We start from the raw sequence: 14661 nt of genomic DNA, 5'->3' as shown, positions 1-14661 counted from the left end.
GTTATTGCACTTGCTCGGTTGCCGGTGGATCGAACGGATAGATGCGGCGCCATTCGGCCGCCATGTCCACCACCGTCCAACCCCGGGAATTTGCTTCGTCGAGGGCTTTGTCGAGTTTGCCGACCTGAGATTTGCGGTCGTATGCCCATTCACGTTTGGCATCGGTGTGATGCACCAGGCCCATGAAACGCTTGCCCGGCCCTGCGGCAGTCCACTGCAACATTTGCAGGTCACCGTCGGAGTTGCCGAAGGCGAGGATCGGTCGTTTGCCGATCACCGCGTCGATGCTTTCCGGTTTGCCGGGGCCGTCGTCGTTGTGCGCCAGTTTTGGCGTGCGCAGGATCGTGGCCTTGCCGTCCTTGTATTGGAATGCGGTGACAAACGTGGTGCCGATCACCTGTTCCGGCGGGATGCCGTAGACCTTTTCGGCGAAGGCGCGCATGAACGCGGTGTCGCCGCCGGAAACGATGTAGGTCTTGAAGTTCTGGCTGCGCAGGTAGTCGAGCATTTCCAGCATCGGCTGGAAGATCATCTCGGTGTACGGCTTGCCGGTTTTCGGGTGGCGGGCCTGACTCAGCCAGGTCTTGGCGTAATCATCGAACGCCTCGGTGGTCATGCCAGTGTGGGTGGCGCCGAAGATCTTCAGGATGCCGTCCATGCCGGCTTCGCCAAGGGCTTTGTGATCGTTTTCGATCACCGCCTTGAACGGCTGCGTGGTTTTCCATTCCGGGTGCTGCGGCGCGTTGCGCTTGATCTCGTCAAAGGCGAACAGCAGCTCGAAGTACGCCGGTTGCTCGCTCCACAGAGTGCCGTCGTTATCGAACACGGCGATGCGTTCAGCGGGTTTGACGAAGTCCTTGCTCGATTGGTCAGTGACCGCTTGAACGAACTCGATGATGCTCTTTTTCGCCGGCCCGTCGTTCCACGACGGCAACGGTTCGCTGGCCTGAGCCAACAGCGGTAAAGCCAGGCCGAACAACAGGGCCAGGCCGAAACGTTGGCGGTGCAGCATCGGGTTGATCATGGGAAATCCTTCTCGTGAACGGGGTTGAGCGGGCGCAGGGCCGGTGTGGATTTTTGCTGCTGTTGTTCGGCCTGACTGTGAAGCGTAGTCAACGATTGGCGCAGTTGGGCCAAGGTTTTTTCAGTACTCGGTTCGCGACCGTAGAGCCCGCGCATCAGCCCTTGCAGACGCGGGCCGGCATCGACCAGTTTCAAGCCGAGGCGACTGCGGCGCAGCCATAGATACAGCGCGCTCAACTGTGCGGGTCGGGCGGCAAGTTGCGGATTGATTTGTTGCCAGGCGTAGTCGGGTGATTGCAGCCACGCGGCGTGCCTTGCCTGTTTGTGTGCTTGCATCGCAAGGCGGGCACGGGTGAGCGGCGCTCGGCTCAGGTAACCGAGCGCTAGCAGTGCTACGAGAACGAACACCCACAGCAACCATTGCGTAGAGAGATGCAGGCGATTGCGGCCCAGTTGCTTCAGGTCTTCAGCGATCGAGAACACCGGTTTGTAAGCGCTGTTGGTGGCGGCGTCGAAGGTCACTGCGGGGACTTGTGCAGTACGGGATTGCCGGGTGCTTGAGTCCCACCATTGCACTTCGATGGCGGGCAGGGTGTGCGAGCCGGCGCTGTCGATGCGGTAGGTCACGCTGTCGATACGCTGACCACCGAGGATGTCGCCGCGCCCGTCATCGAGCGTGGTGACCTGCGGTGTTTTTGCATAACGGCTGAGGCCGGCGACATCGCCCAGGGTCGGTGTCGGCAGGGCCATCGCCAATGTGCCGTCGGCTTGCAAGGTCAGTTGCCGAGTGATGCTGTCACCCACTTTCAGCGGCGTGGCCGAGTTGATGATGGTTTGGCCGAGGCGCACTGCGGTTGCCACCAACGGCACATCACCGGGCTTGAAACCGGGCGGCTGGGCGGCGCTGAATTGCAAAGGTGCGGTCTGAGCGTTGATTTCGCTGGTCGCCTGCGCGGGTGTGGCGCGCACGGTCAGCGCCGGGATGTCGTAGCGTTGCGCGACATTTGGGGTGATCAGGTAGCTGTAACGCATGCCGTTGAAGGCTTGACCATCGATGGTCTGGTTGAGGTGCTGCGCCTGACTGTCCGGCGGCATGACCAGTGCGCCGTCGAGCTTGAGGTCAGGCAGGGTGGCGGCACGGGTGAACCAGGTGTCGGTAAGAACGTCGACTTGCAACTCGACCAGACCACCAACCATGGCGCCGTCAGCGGGTTGCAGGTGGGCCTGGACTTTGAGTTGGGGTTCGGCTGCAAAGGCATTGAGGCTGAGCAGGCTGACCAACAACAGGATGCAGAGTTTTTGGGTGACTGGGTTGCCGCCATCGCGAGCAGGCTCACTCCTACATTGGTTTTGTATACGCCGAAGCTCCTCTGTGGGAGCGAGCCTGCTCGCGAATGCTTCAATCCGGTTCATGGCTTGGCCCCCGATTGATCCTGCAAGCTGAACTTCTGCTTGAGGAATTTCGCCGGGGAGGTCGTGAGGTTCTGCAACCACAACGCATCCGACGTCGCCTGCTCGGTTTCGACCGCTTTGCTCTGCCCCTTGCCCGGGGCCTTGTCGAATTTCACCTCGTCCGGCTTGGTCTCAGGCGCATTTTTCTCGGCGCTGTCGGTGTCTTTGAGCAATGCCTGCGCCAAGGCCAGATTGGCCGTCGCTTCGGGGAACTGCGGTTGCAGTTTCAACGCCTGCTCATAGGCAGCAATCGCTTCATCAAACTTGAAGCGGCGCACGTAAATATTGCCTAGATAGAAGTACGCCTGCGGTGTGTCCAGTCGGGCAAACGTCGCCAATGCCAAGTCGTAATCGGCAGCGTGATAGGCCGCGACGCCTTTCCAGTAAGGGTCGACAAACAGCGCAGCAGCTTGCGGCCAATGCTCATGCTCGACAGCCCAGCGCCCTTGCTGATCGCGAGTGAAAAACGCATCGGTCAACGCGTTAGCCTGCGCCGGTGCGGCCGGCCAGCCGAGTCCCACGGCAAGCGCCAGCGCCGGCATCCAATTCACACTCCAGCCTTTGCGAACGCTGAAAAGCGCCAACAGCAACAACGGCCAACACAGCCAATATCCGGCGTCTTTCCAGTGCAGTTCGCGCTGTTCGGCGCTGGCGCTCTGGAAGTGCTGTTGCGCGTGCAGTTCGACCCAGTCCAGATCATCGTCATTAAGCGTCAGGCTGCCGAGCGGCGCGTCCAGCGCCGAAGCCAGTTGCTTGAGGGCGGCCTGATCAAAACTGCCCAGCGCCGGGCGTCCATTGGCATCAGTGCGTGGCTGGCCATTGGTATCGTGAAGGATCCCGCCGTCCGCACTGCCAACCGCCAGTACCAGGACTTGCAACTGGCTGCCGCTCAGCTGTTTGTCGAGGCCTGCGAGTTGCGCGGTGTCGGCGCCGTCGGTGATCAGCAACAGGCTGCCAGGAGTCTTTTCAGCACTGAGCAGGCGTTTGGCCTGATCGATCACGGCGCCGACGTCCTTGCCCGGTTTGTCGATCAGCCCGGTGCCCAAGGCCTGGATAAAGGTGTCGAGCAGCGCCGGGTCATCGGTGGGCGGCAACACCAGATGCGCACTGCCAGCGTAAGCGATCAGCGCCGTGCGGGCGCCAGCACGGCGCTGGATCAGGTCGTGCAGCTTGTGTTTGGCCGCTTCCAGGCGTGTCGGTTGCACATCATTGGCATCCATCGACGGCGACAGATCGACGGCGACGATCAGCGGCGCACGATTTTCGAGGAAGTCCGGACGATCCTGTTCCCAGGTCGGCCCGGCCGCCGCAATGGCGCCGAGTATCAACACCGCGCACAACAGATGCACCGGACGCAGGCGGTGGTGATCCTGTGGCGTGACCAACAAGTGTGGCAGCAGGTGTTCGGCAATGTTGCCGCGCAGTCGCTGTCGCAGGTTACGGCTGTGACGCCAGATCAGCGGCAGCAGTGCGCCGAGCAGCGCTACCAGCAACCATAGCGGGCGCAGGAAATGCAAGTCGCCGAGATTGATCTCCATCTCAGGCCTCCTGCCGCTGGTGGGCGAAAGACAACCGCAGGTGCAACATCGCGCCGAGGTGATACAGCGCCAACAACACGATCGCCGCGCCCAGTGGCCAGTAGAACAACTCCCGTTGCGGTTGATGACTGAGGGTTTTCACCTGATGCGGAGTGAGGCGGTCGAGGGTGCTGTAGACCTGATCCAGCGCGGTGCGGTCTTCGGCGCGGAAGAACTGGCCCCCCGTAGTTTTGGCGATTTGCTCAAGGCCCGGCAGATTGACCTTGGCTTCGCCGGAAGCGCTCGGATCGCCAATGCCGATGGTGTGAATCACCACGCTTTTGTTGGCCGCCATTTGCGCGGCGTGATCCGGGGTGATCGCGCTGCTGGTGTCGTTGCCGTCGGTGAGCAGGATCAGCACTTTTTCCTGTTCGTGGGCCTGATCGAGCAGCTTCAGACTCAGGCCGATGGCGTCGCCGATGGCGGTATTGGGGCCGGCCATACCGATGCCGGTGTCAGCCAACAACAGCGAGAGGCTCGCGTGATCGAGGGTCAGCGGTGCCTGCGGATAAGCGCCACTGCCGAACACGATCAGGCCGAGACGATCATCCTTGCGCTTATCGATGAAGCCTTGCACGACCTCTTTTACCGCTGCCAGACGATTGATTTTCTGGCCGCTGGCGTTGGTGAAATCTTCGGTTTCCATCGATTGCGAGATATCGATGGCGAGCATCAGGTCGCGCACCGGTTGCTGGCGTTCGATGGGTTTTTCGACGAACACCGGGCGCGCCGCAGCCAGCAGAATCAGTGCCCAGACCAAAAGATTAAGCAGCACTTGCCAGGCATTGCGGCGAGTGCCGGCGTTGGCCGGTGCTTCACCGACCGCGCGACTCATGGCGCCGAAAAACGGCACGCGCACGGCACTGCGAGCTTCGTTGTAAGCGGGCAGGTAGTGGTAAGCCAGCCAGGGCAATGGCAGCAGGAGCAACAGCCATGGGTAATCAAGCTGCCACATGATGATGCTCCACCCAGTATTGGCAGGTGTCGAACAGCGCCAGGCGTTGCTCGGCGGGGAGGGCGCGCAAGGAGTCGTCGGCGGCGTAGGCCAACTGGGCGAGTTGCTCGCTGAAGTCCGCCGGGAGCGGCTTCTTGCTATACCGCTGTAAAAAGTCTTGCCAATCCAGTCCCCCCAACGCCGCCGCCCCCTGTGGGAGCGAGCCTGCTCGCGAAAGCGCTGTGCCAGACAATACAGATGTTGAATGTGCCGGCCTCTTCGCGAGCAGGCTCGCTCCCACATTGATCGGGTTCCAGCTCGGGGATTGTGTGGGCATCGAGAGGGCCACGCGTTTCAGTAGCTCTGGCAGCTCGCGCAATGCGCTGAGGTCATCACTGCGATCACGCAGTTGCGCCAACCGGGCCAGGCCTTCGCGGCGATACTGATCGCGGCGCCATTGCAAATGGCGGCGTACGCAGACAACCAGCGCCAACAAGATCAAAACCGCGAGCAACACCCACCAGCCCCACGTCTGCGGCGCATAGCTGACCGGCGCGGGCAGGCCCAACTCCTTGAGTTGTTCGATGCTCGGGACGTTCGGATTCAACGTCGCGCTCCGTTTTTGCCAAGTTCGGCACGCAATTGCGTGTGTGCTTCTTCGGCGGTGCTGAACATCATCAGCGGCACACGGCTGCGGCGCAGCAGGGTGGCGACGTCCTTGAGTCGGCCGCCAAGGTAATCGCCCAACGGCTGATGCACGCTGCGTTTTTCAACCGCCAGTTCTACCTGCAATTGCCCTTGAGTCACCAGTAACCGGCCATTGCTCGGCAGTTTCAACGCCAGCGGATCATAGACTTGCAGAGCGATCACATCGTTGTGCGCGCGCAGTTGCCGCATCAATTGCAAGGTGCGCTCTGCGGCGCCGGCAAAGTCGCTGACGATGCAGATCAGATGATCATGGCCGGCCAATGCCAGGCAGCGCTGCAAGGCCTTATCCAGCTGATCTTCGTCTTCGGCATCGGGGTTGGCGGCGTTCAGCGCTTGATTCTGTTCGGCGATGCGGCTGAGCAACGCCTCAACCCGCTTGCGGCTGCGCAATGGCGCGACGCTGTCGATGCGTTGATCATTGAACACCAGGCCCCCCACCCGGTCACCGGCGTTGAACACCATCCACGCCGCCAGTGCGCCCAACTCGGCGGCAAGTGCGGACTTGAAGCTGCGTTGCGAGCCAAAAAACATCGACATGCGTTGATCAACCACAATCAGCGCCGGGCGATCGCGCTCTTCGGTGAAGGTGCGCACCACCGGTTTGCCGGTGCGCAGCGAGGCGCGCCAGTCGAGGTGACGCAGATCGTCGCCCGGCTGATAACGGCGTAGCTCATCGAAGTTCAGACCACGGCCACGCAGGCGCGAGGCATGGTTGCCGGCGAGGATGCTGCCCTGCGGTTGGCGGGCGAGAAAGCTCAGGTCACGGGCCTTGAACTCCAGCGCCATCAATTGCGCGAGAGAGACGTAAACCAGGCCATCCGTGCTGTTCATATGCAACCTCAGGCCGGAATCGCCACTTTGTCGAGAATCCGGTCGAGCACCTGGTCGGCCGTCACGCCATCAGCCACCGCGTCATAGCTCAATTGCAGGCGATGCCGCAGTACCGGATGCACCACGGCGCGGACGTTGTCCGGCGAAACAAAATCCTGACCCTGCAACCACGCATCGGCGCGCGCGCAGCGATCCAGACCGATGCCGCCCCGCGGACTCGCGCCAATGCTGATCCAGCGGCCAAGGTCTTCGTCGTAATCGGCGGGGTGGCGGGTGGCGTTGATCAGGTCGATCAGATAGGTGTCGATGGCCGGCGATACATGCACCGCACTGACTTCCTTGCGCGCAGCGAAAATCACCTCCTGCGACAGGCTGAAACCCTTGGTTGGCGCGGTGTTGGCGCCTTGGGCGAACTCCTCGGCGCGCAACAATCGCAGGACCTGGCCTTCGTTGTCGGCGCTCGGATAATCGAGCAGGACTTTCATCAGGAAGCGGTCCATCTGCGCTTCCGGCAACGGATAAGTACCTTCCTGCTCGATCGGGTTTTGCGTGGCGACGACGATGAACAGTTCCGGCAGCGGATGACTGTTGCCAGCCACGGTGATCTGCCGCTCTTCCATGGCTTCGAGCAGCGCTGCCTGCACTTTTGCGGGCGCTCGGTTGATCTCGTCGGCGAGGATCAGGTTGCCGAACAGCGGGCCCTGCTGGAAGCGGATTTCGTTCTGGCCCGCAACCTGATGCAGGACCTCGGCACCGGTTATGTCCGAGGGCAAAAGATCCGGCGTGAACTGGATGCGACTCATCTTCGCGTCGAGGTGTTTGGCCAATGCCTTGACCGTGCGAGTCTTGGCCAACCCCGGCAGGCTCTCCAGCAGCAAATGCCCGTTGGCCAGCAGGCCGAGGAGGATCTGCCGGATCACCTGATCCTGGCCGAGCACCGATTCGGCAATGCTTGCTTGCAGGGCATTAAGGTCGCTGAGTGCTGTCATGGCGTGTGCTTCCTTCTCAAAACATGAACGTCGGAATGACCGGAATGAACGACAGCCGGAAATTCCAGCGGCTACTGATCAGGTCGTCAGGGTGGATCGCCGAGTACTGGATTTCGCCGGAGATGCGCACCGGTAATTTGCCGAAGTTGAAAATCCGCCCGGCACCAATGCCGATCGGGAAGGTGACCTTGTTGCCGCCGTCGGCTTTCCAGTTGACGGTGACGTTGGGCGTCATACCGATCCGCCATTGTTCCGGCCCTGGAATCGCCCGTTGAATGAAGTACTGCACGTTGGTCAGGCTGACGTCCTTGCGTTTGCTGTCGCCGCCGACGGACCACCAGTGCTGCGGAAACACGCCGAGCGTCCAGTCCGGGCCGAGGTAAGCGGCGACGAACGCCGGGCCCAGCGAATATTTGCCGGTGCCGAGCACGTCTTCTTCAGCGGTGGGAAACATCGCCGTCGGGCCGACGCCCCAGACCAGTTTGCCGCCGCCGTCGAAGCGGATCGGCTCCTTGGGCGAGAACACGCCGACATAGGCCAGATCGCCGAAACCGCTGGTGCGGTCGAACGGATCCTGAATAACCGAGGCGAAGTCGCCGCGATCGTGCAGCAACTCGTTCGGGCCCATGCCGATCAGATTGCCGGCCTTGCGGTTGACCGGGGCGCTGACGTAGCTGATCGGCAAGCGGTTGATCAGGTTCCAGTCTTCCCCGAGGGAGATCGGGAAGGTCGGCATGAAACTGTACTTGCCGAGCATCCGTGTGCCGTTGCTGTTCGGGCCTTTGAGCGCGGTGTAGTCGTATTGGTTGAACAGCAGCACGAGGTTGCCGACCGGGTTGTCCATCAACTTGGCGATCTGTTCGGTGGATGGGTCGCAACCGGCAGCCACTACTTTTTTCAGGTCGATGTCGAAGTCCTGTTGCAGGCGGTGGCAGGTTTCGGGGTCGCCCTTGCCGGCGCTGGGCGGCGGTGTGTTGTCGAGGGTCGGCAAGTTGCCCGCCGAGTAGGCGAGGCCACTGAACATTGCGGTGCACAGGGCCAGGCCGGGTCGCTTCCATGCAGTCGTCATGGTGATACGGCTCCGCTACCAGGCGTACTGCAGACGTAACGTCCAAGTGTTTACATCCGGTGAACCGGTGCGTTCGGAGACCGTGTCCGAGTAGGCGATCAGCCCACCAAACTGAGGTGACAGCATGAAGCCGACAGTGGCGCCCAGCAGGCCGTTTTCCTGTTTGTTGTCTTGCCAGTCGCCGTTGATTTTTGTTTCGCCGCCACGACTGTACGTCGCATCGAGTGAGGCCCATAAAGCGCGGTTGATGGTGTAGCTGTAGTGACCCTCAACGGCATAAAGCGCTTTCTGTTCGAGCTTGCCGTCACCGTGATAGTCGTCGTTGTCACCGTACAACGACACATAGGTATTGAATTCGAGCCAGGTAGGGCCAATCGGGGTACCAAAGGCAACCTCCGGTTTGAATGCCCAACGATTCGAGCCGATGTTGATGATCCGGTCCTTGTCGTAATCGCCTGTAGGCGCGGTTACCCAAAGTGCGCCGGTGAGGAACGTCTCCGGCGTCCAGTTGGCGAACTCTTCCTTGGTTAGCGCCGGGCCGCCAAAAATGTTATGCACCAGCACCACCTGGGTATCGGCCATACCGCCATTGTGTTTGGTACCGTTGAAAAACTGCGCATTGTCGAAGGACGCCGAAATATCGGCATAGGGTTGCAAGATCTGGATCGCGCTGTTGCGCCCGTCAATTGCAAACGATCGGGCAAATCGGGCGATGTACAGGTTGGCGTCGAGGGACAAGCCGTCGATCGGCAGCGCCGTATCGATCGGCGTGTTGGTATCGATACGGTTGTAATAACCAAACACCATGTTCAGATCGGTGGGCAGGTTTTGCCAGTCGCGCGCGTTGTCCGCAACGCTCAACAGTGGCGCCATGGTCAGGCCAAGCGCTGTCAATGCGGCTTTTTTGGATGTCTTCGGGCCCATCTCAGTGCTCCAGCGATTTGTCGATTGGATTCTCATGGTTTAGCGATCACGGGCGTCAACAACGGCATCTTCCACTCGCCGCTGGCCACTTCCGGTTTGGGCAGGTACAGACGCAGCACCCCGTAGAACGGCCCGTTTGGCGCCGGCAGCCAGTTAGCCTGTTTGTCCTTGCCCGGATTCTTGTGTTGCACGTAGAGGGTCAGGCCACCGTCGGCGTCGAGCTTCAGATCCGGCAACATCCGCGAGTTGATCAGGTAGCGGTTGAGCGGGTTGGCCACGAGCAATTTGTTTTTGCCGTCGTACATGGTCAGCGACCAGAACGCGTCGGCAGGGGGCAGGGCACCCTTGTCGAAATGCAGGGTGTAGTCGTGTTTCGCGGCGTCGACCGGTTGGCCATCCTTGTCGACGAAGTAACCGATGTAATTCGCCTCCTCGGCGGAGTTGCCGAAGATGCCCATGTTGGCGCCGGCATAGCGATACAGGTAATTGCCCTTGAGGCGATCGCGGGTGCCAAACAGATCGCCACTGCTGACTTCGTGGGTATCAACCTTGTCTTTCTTGAACGCGGCAAACTCGGCCTTGGCATCGCTGATGCCATCCTCGAGCGCTTTGCGTTGCTCGGCGCTGAACTGTTTCAGATCGAACGGCTGACCCGCACCAATACCAATTTTGGCGAAGCGCGCGAGCAGGTCTTTCTCGACATCCTGCGGTGGCGTGAAGGCGAGCATGAAGTTCAAGTAGCGAAACAGATCCGCGGTTTCGCTCATGGTTGGCGTCGGTTTCGGCCAACTGACCTTCGGTGCGGGGGCGGGGCTTTCTGTTTCAAATAATGGCTGAGCGTTTCGACCTTGTAGCCCTTCTGAATCTGCTTGACCTTGGCCAGATCCTTTTCATCGAACAGCTGTGTGCGGTAAAGCGCATAGGCGATGTTGCTTTCGCTGCGCACCAGTCGGTCGATATTGACCGGTTGCTGACCCTACCAGTCCGGCCCGGCGATCATGAAGTGACCGCCATTGTTACCGGTGCTGCGGGTGCCCAGATAGGCGAAGTTCTGCGTGTAGGCATCGATCAGTTGCACCGAGTAATAGCGGTGCTCCTCAATGGCTGGCAGGGTCAGGATCAACGGTTCGGCACGCAGGTCCATCCAGACGAACGAGTAGGGCGTGTCGGCGTTCGGTGTGACGAATGCGGTGTCCTTGGCAGTGAAGGCCTTGGCGGTGTTGCCGATCTGATTGAACGGTGCCTTGTAGTTCGGGCTTTTAGTGTCGACGGCCTGGGTGTAGAGGGTCTTGTACATCTCCACCACCGGAAACCCATATAGGTAGGCTTCCTTGGCAATGGCGCGGGCCTCGTCGGGGCTGGCGCTGAAATCCTGGGCGCCAACACCGCAACTGGCGAACATTGTCATCAAGCTGTAACCGGCGATTTTGATAGCTCTTCTCATGGCGTTTTACCTACTTGCCAAATGTCACGTTGATACCGGCGAACAGGGTGAATTGCGGCAGTCCCTCGCCTTTGCGTTCGACCGTCCATTGCGGCTCGACAAAGGCGTTGAGAATGTTGCTGCCGGATTTCCACACCTTGCCTGCGCCGAGGCCGATCGGGATGTAGTGGGTGTCGTTTTTCAGATCGAACGTCCAGGTGCCGGTGGAGCGCAGGTACCAGCCTTTTTCCAGGTTATGGATGATGAAGGGCTGCATCGTCGCCGTTTCGACGTGGGGCCGATCATGATCGCCGGCGAACGAACTCTGGTACTGCACCAGTGCGCCAAGCAGCCCGCGCGGTGAAGAGTCAATCGCTATCGCGGCAAGGCCGGCCTGCCATTTACCGGTGCCCAGTTCGTCCTCGGCAGCCGTGGGTGCGGTGATTTGCGGGCCGATGCCCAACTGCACGCCATCGGTCTTGAGCAGGAAGATATCGAACAGATTGAGATCGCCGATGCCGCTGCTATAACCGCCGTGCGGGTCGGGGCGGGTGCTGACCGGCATGGTTGCGCGGAGCAATTGCGGCACACCAATGAAGTCGTTCGGCGCAATCGGCAAGGTGCCGCGCAACAGGGCGTCGTTGGTATGGACATTGGTGTCGTAGAGCTTGGGTGTGTAGTAGTCCTGAAGGTTGGCGCCGGGCGCCAGGTTCAGCGGGTTGTTGCTCTTGTTGGCTTCCTCGGCGTTATTCGCCCAGGCACAACCTACGGGCGTCAGCGAACTCGCCAACAGCAAGGCGCAGCATCCCCATTGATTCAAAACCATTCCCCGATTCCCTGGTGGCTGATTGGATAACTCGGCACTTGGCGGCCGTTGACGGCGTAATCCCTTTCTTATCAACCCTGTAGGACACGTCTGAATGACGCTAGCAGCAAATTCGGAGTTAGCCAGTCGAATGGATTAATTCTTTGGTTTTGTGTGCGAGTTCACGGGAAAGTGTGCTGAGCATTCCCGCTTTTCGCAGGAACTGTGAAGGCTGCGATCTTTTGCTCCTGTTTTTGTAGAGCCAAGTCAAAAGATCGCAGCCTGCGGCAGCTCCTACAGAGGGACTGTGGATATTTACACCCTGTCAGGTCTGACAGTTGTCGAGGTGGGGGGATGGGCGTTTGATGGTGGGGTAACGCGCAGGATTAATGGCTTGCGCGAAAATGAGCGAAAGGAAGGCAATCATGGCAACAGGAAAGATAAAATTTTTTAACGATACCAAAGGGTTTGGATTTATCGCTCAGGATGATGGGGGTAAGGACTTATATGCGCATTCCACCGGTTTCATACCCGAGGCTTTTACATCTACATCGATTGCTGAAAATTTGAAGGTTTCGTATGAAGTAAAAAATGATGGCAAAGAACCCCGCGCCATAAATATCCGACCGATATGAATATCTCGCTTTTGTAGGAGCTGCCGAAGGCTGTGATCTTTTGATCCTGTTTTTGTAGAGCCAAGTCAAAAGATCGCAGCCTGCGGCAGCTCCTACTGGGGAACTGTGGATATTTACACCCTGTCAGGTCTGACAGTTGTCGAGGTGGGGAAATGGGCGTTTGATGGTGGGGTAACGCGCAGGATTAATGGCTTGCGCGAAGATCAGCGAAAGGATGGCAACCATGGCAGCGCAAACAGGGACGGTGAAGTGGTTTAACGATGCAAAAGGGTTTGGGTTTATCACTCCAGATGACGGAAGCGCGGATCTATTTGCGCATTTCTCTGAGGTGCGATCCGATGGTTTCAAATCGCTTCAAGAAGGCCAAAAGGTTTCCTTCGAGGAGAAACAAGGCCCTAAAGGACTGCAAGCTTCCAATATTAAGGCGATATAACGCTTTCAGCTTTTGTAAAAGCTGTCGCAGGCTGCGATCTTTTGATCCTGTTTTTGTAGAGCCAGGTCAAAAGATCGCAGCCTGCGGCAGCTCCTACGGAGGGACTGTGGATATTTACACCCTGTCAGGTTTGACAGTTGTCGGGGTGGGGGGATGGGCGTTTGATGGTGGGGTGCCGCGCAGGATTATCGACTTGCGCGAAGATGAGCGAAAGGGTGGCAATCATGACTATGGTAAGAGGAGTTGTGAGGTGGGTTAACGATGCGAAGGAGTATGTGTTTATCACTCCAGATGGCGGTGGCCCGGATCTATTCGCGCCTTTCTCTGCGATCAAATCGGATGGATTCAAAACGCTTAAACTTAAAGAAGGCGACAGGGTTCAATTCGTGGTAATCAAAGGCCCCGACGCAATGCAAGTTTCAGAGATTCAGGTGGTTTAACTCTTTCACCTTTTGTAAAGGCCGTCGGAGACTGCAAGTTTTTGGTGGGTCAGAACCAGTCCCCTGTGGGAGCGAGCAAACCCGCTCCCACAGGTTGATCGCATTCCACGCGTGGGATGGGTCAGGATTTCTTCGCTTGGTCGCGGATGCGCTCTTCCTGCTCGCGCAATTCAGGTGTGAACTGTTCGCCGAAGTCCTCGGCAGAGAATATCTGCCGGATCTCGATGTCCGAGTCGCTGCCCGGCATTGGGTTGGGGCAGCGTTTGACCCATTCGATGGCTTCTTCTTTCGATTTCACTTCCCAGATCCAATAGCCGGCGACCAACTCCTTGGTCTCTATAAAGGGGCCGTCGATGACTGTGCGCTTTTCGCCGGAGAAGCGAACACGGGCGCCTTTGCTGCTTGGATGGAGGCCATCGCAATCGACCAGAATGCCGGCCTTGGCCAGTTCTTCGTTGAAATTGCCCATTTCGGTAATCAATTGTTCGCTAGGCATGATGCCGGCTTCGGAATCGGCGCTTGCTTTGACAAAGATCATGAATCGCATGGCGGTTACTCCAGAGAGTGTGAGGGATTCATTGCTTAGTCGAACGATCGTGGAATGAATCGACAGAGGCGTTAAAAAATACGCAACAAGCCTGTAGGAGCTGCCGAAGGCTGCGATCTTTTGATCCTGTTTTTCAAGATCAAGATCAAAAGATCGCAGCCTTCGGCAGCTCCTACAGGGGGCTTGAGTTGTATGCAGTTTGGGGTGGTTGTTCATGACAATTTCGGTTCAGGCATAGGTTGTCGAACAATTTCGTGGTTAACTTCGGCCCTTGCGTGATTTTCTAAAACAACGTTCAGAAGGACTCAAGTCATGGCTCAAGTCACCCTCAAAGGCAACCCGGTTCAAGTCAACGGCCAGTTGCCACAAGCCGGTTCCAAGGCGCCAGCCTTTTCCCTGGTTGCCGGCAATCTGTCCGACGTCACCCTGAAAGACTTTGCCGGCAAGCGCAAAGTGCTGAACATCTTCCCAAGCGTCGATACTCCGACCTGCGCCACCTCCGTGCGCAAGTTCAATGCTCAGGCCAACGACGTGGCCAACACCGTGGTGCTGTGCATCTCGGCTGACCTGCCGTTCGCCCAAGCGCGTTTCTGCGGCGCCGAAGGTCTGGAAAACGTCCAGAACCTGTCGACCCTGCGCGGTGCCGAGTTCATCGAAAACTACGGCGTAGCCATCGCTGACGGCCCGCTGAAAGGCCTGACCGCCCGTGCTGTGGTAGTTCTGGACGAAAACGACAACGTCCTGCACAGCGAACTGGTCAAGGAAATCGCTGAAGAGCCGAACTACGACGCGGCACTGGCTGTGTTGAAATAAGTGTTCTGAAACAAGCGCTTTACAATTGTTAACGGCCTGGCCTTGTCCAGGCCGTTTT

Annotated in this window: 15 protein-coding genes and 1 pseudogene; 4 read left to right on the top strand and 12 right to left on the bottom strand. The window is 58.9% G+C overall.

The features are described 5' to 3' along the window. Position 1: 1 nt before the first annotated feature. From JFT91_RS19355 to JFT91_RS19305, 11 genes and pseudogenes are all read right to left on the bottom strand, one after another. A complete protein-coding gene (locus tag JFT91_RS19355; RefSeq protein WP_201204119.1) occupies positions 2 to 1024 on the bottom strand; it encodes an HAD family hydrolase in 1023 nt (340 codons plus the stop codon). Beyond that, positions 1021 to 2436 (bottom strand): BatD family protein, encoded by a 1416-nt coding sequence (locus JFT91_RS19350; RefSeq protein ID WP_201233524.1) that lies wholly within the window; start codon positions 2434 to 2436, stop codon positions 1021 to 1023. Before JFT91_RS19350 ends, JFT91_RS19355 begins: the two co-directional genes overlap by 4 nt. Beyond that, positions 2433 to 4013, bottom strand: coding sequence for a VWA domain-containing protein (locus JFT91_RS19345; protein WP_201204116.1), 1581 nt, complete (start codon positions 4011 to 4013; stop codon positions 2433 to 2435). Before JFT91_RS19345 ends, JFT91_RS19350 begins: the two co-directional genes overlap by 4 nt. A gap of 1 nt (position 4014) precedes the next feature. Further along, positions 4015 to 5007, bottom strand: a complete 993-nt coding sequence (locus tag JFT91_RS19340) for a vWA domain-containing protein (protein WP_201233523.1) — start codon at positions 5005 to 5007, stop codon at positions 4015 to 4017. After that, complete coding sequence (locus JFT91_RS19335) at positions 4994 to 5593, bottom strand: DUF4381 domain-containing protein (protein WP_201233522.1); 600 nt, start codon at positions 5591 to 5593, stop codon at positions 4994 to 4996. Before JFT91_RS19335 ends, JFT91_RS19340 begins: the two co-directional genes overlap by 14 nt. Beyond that, on the bottom strand, positions 5590 to 6525 hold the full coding sequence (locus JFT91_RS19330; RefSeq protein ID WP_201233521.1) for a DUF58 domain-containing protein: 936 nt from the start codon (positions 6523 to 6525) through the stop codon (positions 5590 to 5592). Before JFT91_RS19330 ends, JFT91_RS19335 begins: the two co-directional genes overlap by 4 nt. An 8-nt stretch (positions 6526 to 6533) precedes the next feature. Next, positions 6534 to 7514 (bottom strand): AAA family ATPase, encoded by a 981-nt coding sequence (locus JFT91_RS19325; RefSeq protein ID WP_201204112.1) that lies wholly within the window; start codon positions 7512 to 7514, stop codon positions 6534 to 6536. 16 nt (positions 7515 to 7530) lie between these two features. Continuing rightward, positions 7531 to 8538, bottom strand: coding sequence for a transporter family protein (locus tag JFT91_RS19320; protein ID WP_518524887.1), 1008 nt, complete (start codon positions 8536 to 8538; stop codon positions 7531 to 7533). Between the two features lie 60 nt (positions 8539 to 8598). Further along, positions 8599 to 9456 (bottom strand): transporter, encoded by an 858-nt coding sequence (locus JFT91_RS19315; RefSeq protein WP_242489338.1) that lies wholly within the window; start codon positions 9454 to 9456, stop codon positions 8599 to 8601. An 83-nt stretch (positions 9457 to 9539) separates the two neighbouring features. Further along, positions 9540 to 10951: pseudogene (locus JFT91_RS19310) on the bottom strand (DUF1254 domain-containing protein). A 10-nt stretch (positions 10952 to 10961) separates the two neighbouring features. After that, positions 10962 to 11756 (bottom strand): hypothetical protein, encoded by a 795-nt coding sequence (locus JFT91_RS19305; protein WP_201226081.1) that lies wholly within the window; start codon positions 11754 to 11756, stop codon positions 10962 to 10964. 404 nt (positions 11757 to 12160) lie between these two features. Between JFT91_RS19305 and JFT91_RS19300 the strand changes: the two genes are divergently transcribed. The 3 genes from JFT91_RS19300 (at position 12161) to JFT91_RS19290 (ending at position 13243) form a co-directional block, all read left to right on the top strand. Then, positions 12161 to 12370 carry a cold-shock protein gene (locus JFT91_RS19300; RefSeq protein WP_201233518.1) on the top strand — a complete coding sequence of 70 codons (210 nt, stop codon included), beginning with the start codon at positions 12161 to 12163 and terminating at the stop codon, positions 12368 to 12370. Positions 12371 to 12593: 223 nt separating this feature from the next. Further along, entirely contained in the window at positions 12594 to 12803 is a 210-nt protein-coding gene (locus tag JFT91_RS19295; protein WP_201233517.1) for a cold-shock protein, read from the top strand. Positions 12804 to 13027: 224 nt separating this feature from the next. Continuing rightward, positions 13028 to 13243, top strand: a complete 216-nt coding sequence (locus JFT91_RS19290; protein WP_518524881.1) for a cold-shock protein — start codon at positions 13028 to 13030, stop codon at positions 13241 to 13243. 121 nt (positions 13244 to 13364) lie between these two features. Here the strand turns inward: JFT91_RS19290 and JFT91_RS19285 are convergent, their stop codons facing one another. Further along, positions 13365 to 13790 carry a YciI family protein gene (locus JFT91_RS19285; RefSeq protein ID WP_201234018.1) on the bottom strand — a complete coding sequence of 142 codons (426 nt, stop codon included), beginning with the start codon at positions 13788 to 13790 and terminating at the stop codon, positions 13365 to 13367. Positions 13791 to 14102: 312 nt separating this feature from the next. Between JFT91_RS19285 and tpx the strand changes: the two genes are divergently transcribed. Beyond that, entirely contained in the window at positions 14103 to 14603 is a 501-nt protein-coding gene (tpx, locus tag JFT91_RS19280) for a thiol peroxidase (protein WP_201233516.1), read from the top strand. The last annotated feature ends 58 nt before the right edge of the window (positions 14604 to 14661 follow it).

It is taken from the genome of Pseudomonas sp. TH08 (genome assembly GCF_016651275.1).
Classification (GTDB): domain Bacteria; phylum Pseudomonadota; class Gammaproteobacteria; order Pseudomonadales; family Pseudomonadaceae; genus Aquipseudomonas.
The sequence above is the reverse complement of the archived record's forward strand: the minus strand, read 5'-3'. Positions and strand labels throughout refer to the sequence as shown.

Excerpts from the sequence above, each read along its gene's own strand:
- JFT91_RS19355 (WP_201204119.1), bottom strand. The coding sequence starts at position 1,024 with ATGATCAACCCGATGCTGCACCGCCAACGTTTCGGCCTGGCCCTGTTG.
- JFT91_RS19350 (WP_201233524.1), bottom strand. The coding sequence starts at position 2,436 with ATGAACCGGATTGAAGCATTCGCGAGCAGGCTCGCTCCCACAGAGGAG.
- JFT91_RS19345 (WP_201204116.1), bottom strand. The coding sequence starts at position 4,013 with ATGGAGATCAATCTCGGCGACTTGCATTTCCTGCGCCCGCTATGGTTG.
- JFT91_RS19340 (WP_201233523.1), bottom strand. The coding sequence starts at position 5,007 with ATGTGGCAGCTTGATTACCCATGGCTGTTGCTCCTGCTGCCATTGCCC.
- JFT91_RS19330 (WP_201233521.1), bottom strand. The coding sequence starts at position 6,525 with ATGAACAGCACGGATGGCCTGGTTTACGTCTCTCTCGCGCAATTGATG.
- JFT91_RS19325 (WP_201204112.1), bottom strand. The coding sequence starts at position 7,514 with ATGACAGCACTCAGCGACCTTAATGCCCTGCAAGCAAGCATTGCCGAA.
- JFT91_RS19320 (WP_518524887.1), bottom strand. The coding sequence starts at position 8,538 with ATGTTCAGTGGCCTCGCCTACTCGGCGGGCAACTTGCCGACCCTCGAC.
- JFT91_RS19315 (WP_242489338.1), bottom strand. The coding sequence starts at position 9,456 with ATGGCGCCACTGTTGAGCGTTGCGGACAACGCGCGCGACTGGCAAAAC.
- JFT91_RS19305 (WP_201226081.1), bottom strand. The coding sequence starts at position 11,756 with ATGGTTTTGAATCAATGGGGATGCTGCGCCTTGCTGTTGGCGAGTTCG.
- JFT91_RS19300 (WP_201233518.1), top strand. The coding sequence starts at position 12,161 with ATGGCAACAGGAAAGATAAAATTTTTTAACGATACCAAAGGGTTTGGA.
- JFT91_RS19295 (WP_201233517.1), top strand. The coding sequence starts at position 12,594 with ATGGCAGCGCAAACAGGGACGGTGAAGTGGTTTAACGATGCAAAAGGG.
- JFT91_RS19290 (WP_518524881.1), top strand. The coding sequence starts at position 13,028 with ATGACTATGGTAAGAGGAGTTGTGAGGTGGGTTAACGATGCGAAGGAG.
- JFT91_RS19285 (WP_201234018.1), bottom strand. The coding sequence starts at position 13,790 with ATGCGATTCATGATCTTTGTCAAAGCAAGCGCCGATTCCGAAGCCGGC.
- tpx (WP_201233516.1), top strand. The coding sequence starts at position 14,103 with ATGGCTCAAGTCACCCTCAAAGGCAACCCGGTTCAAGTCAACGGCCAG.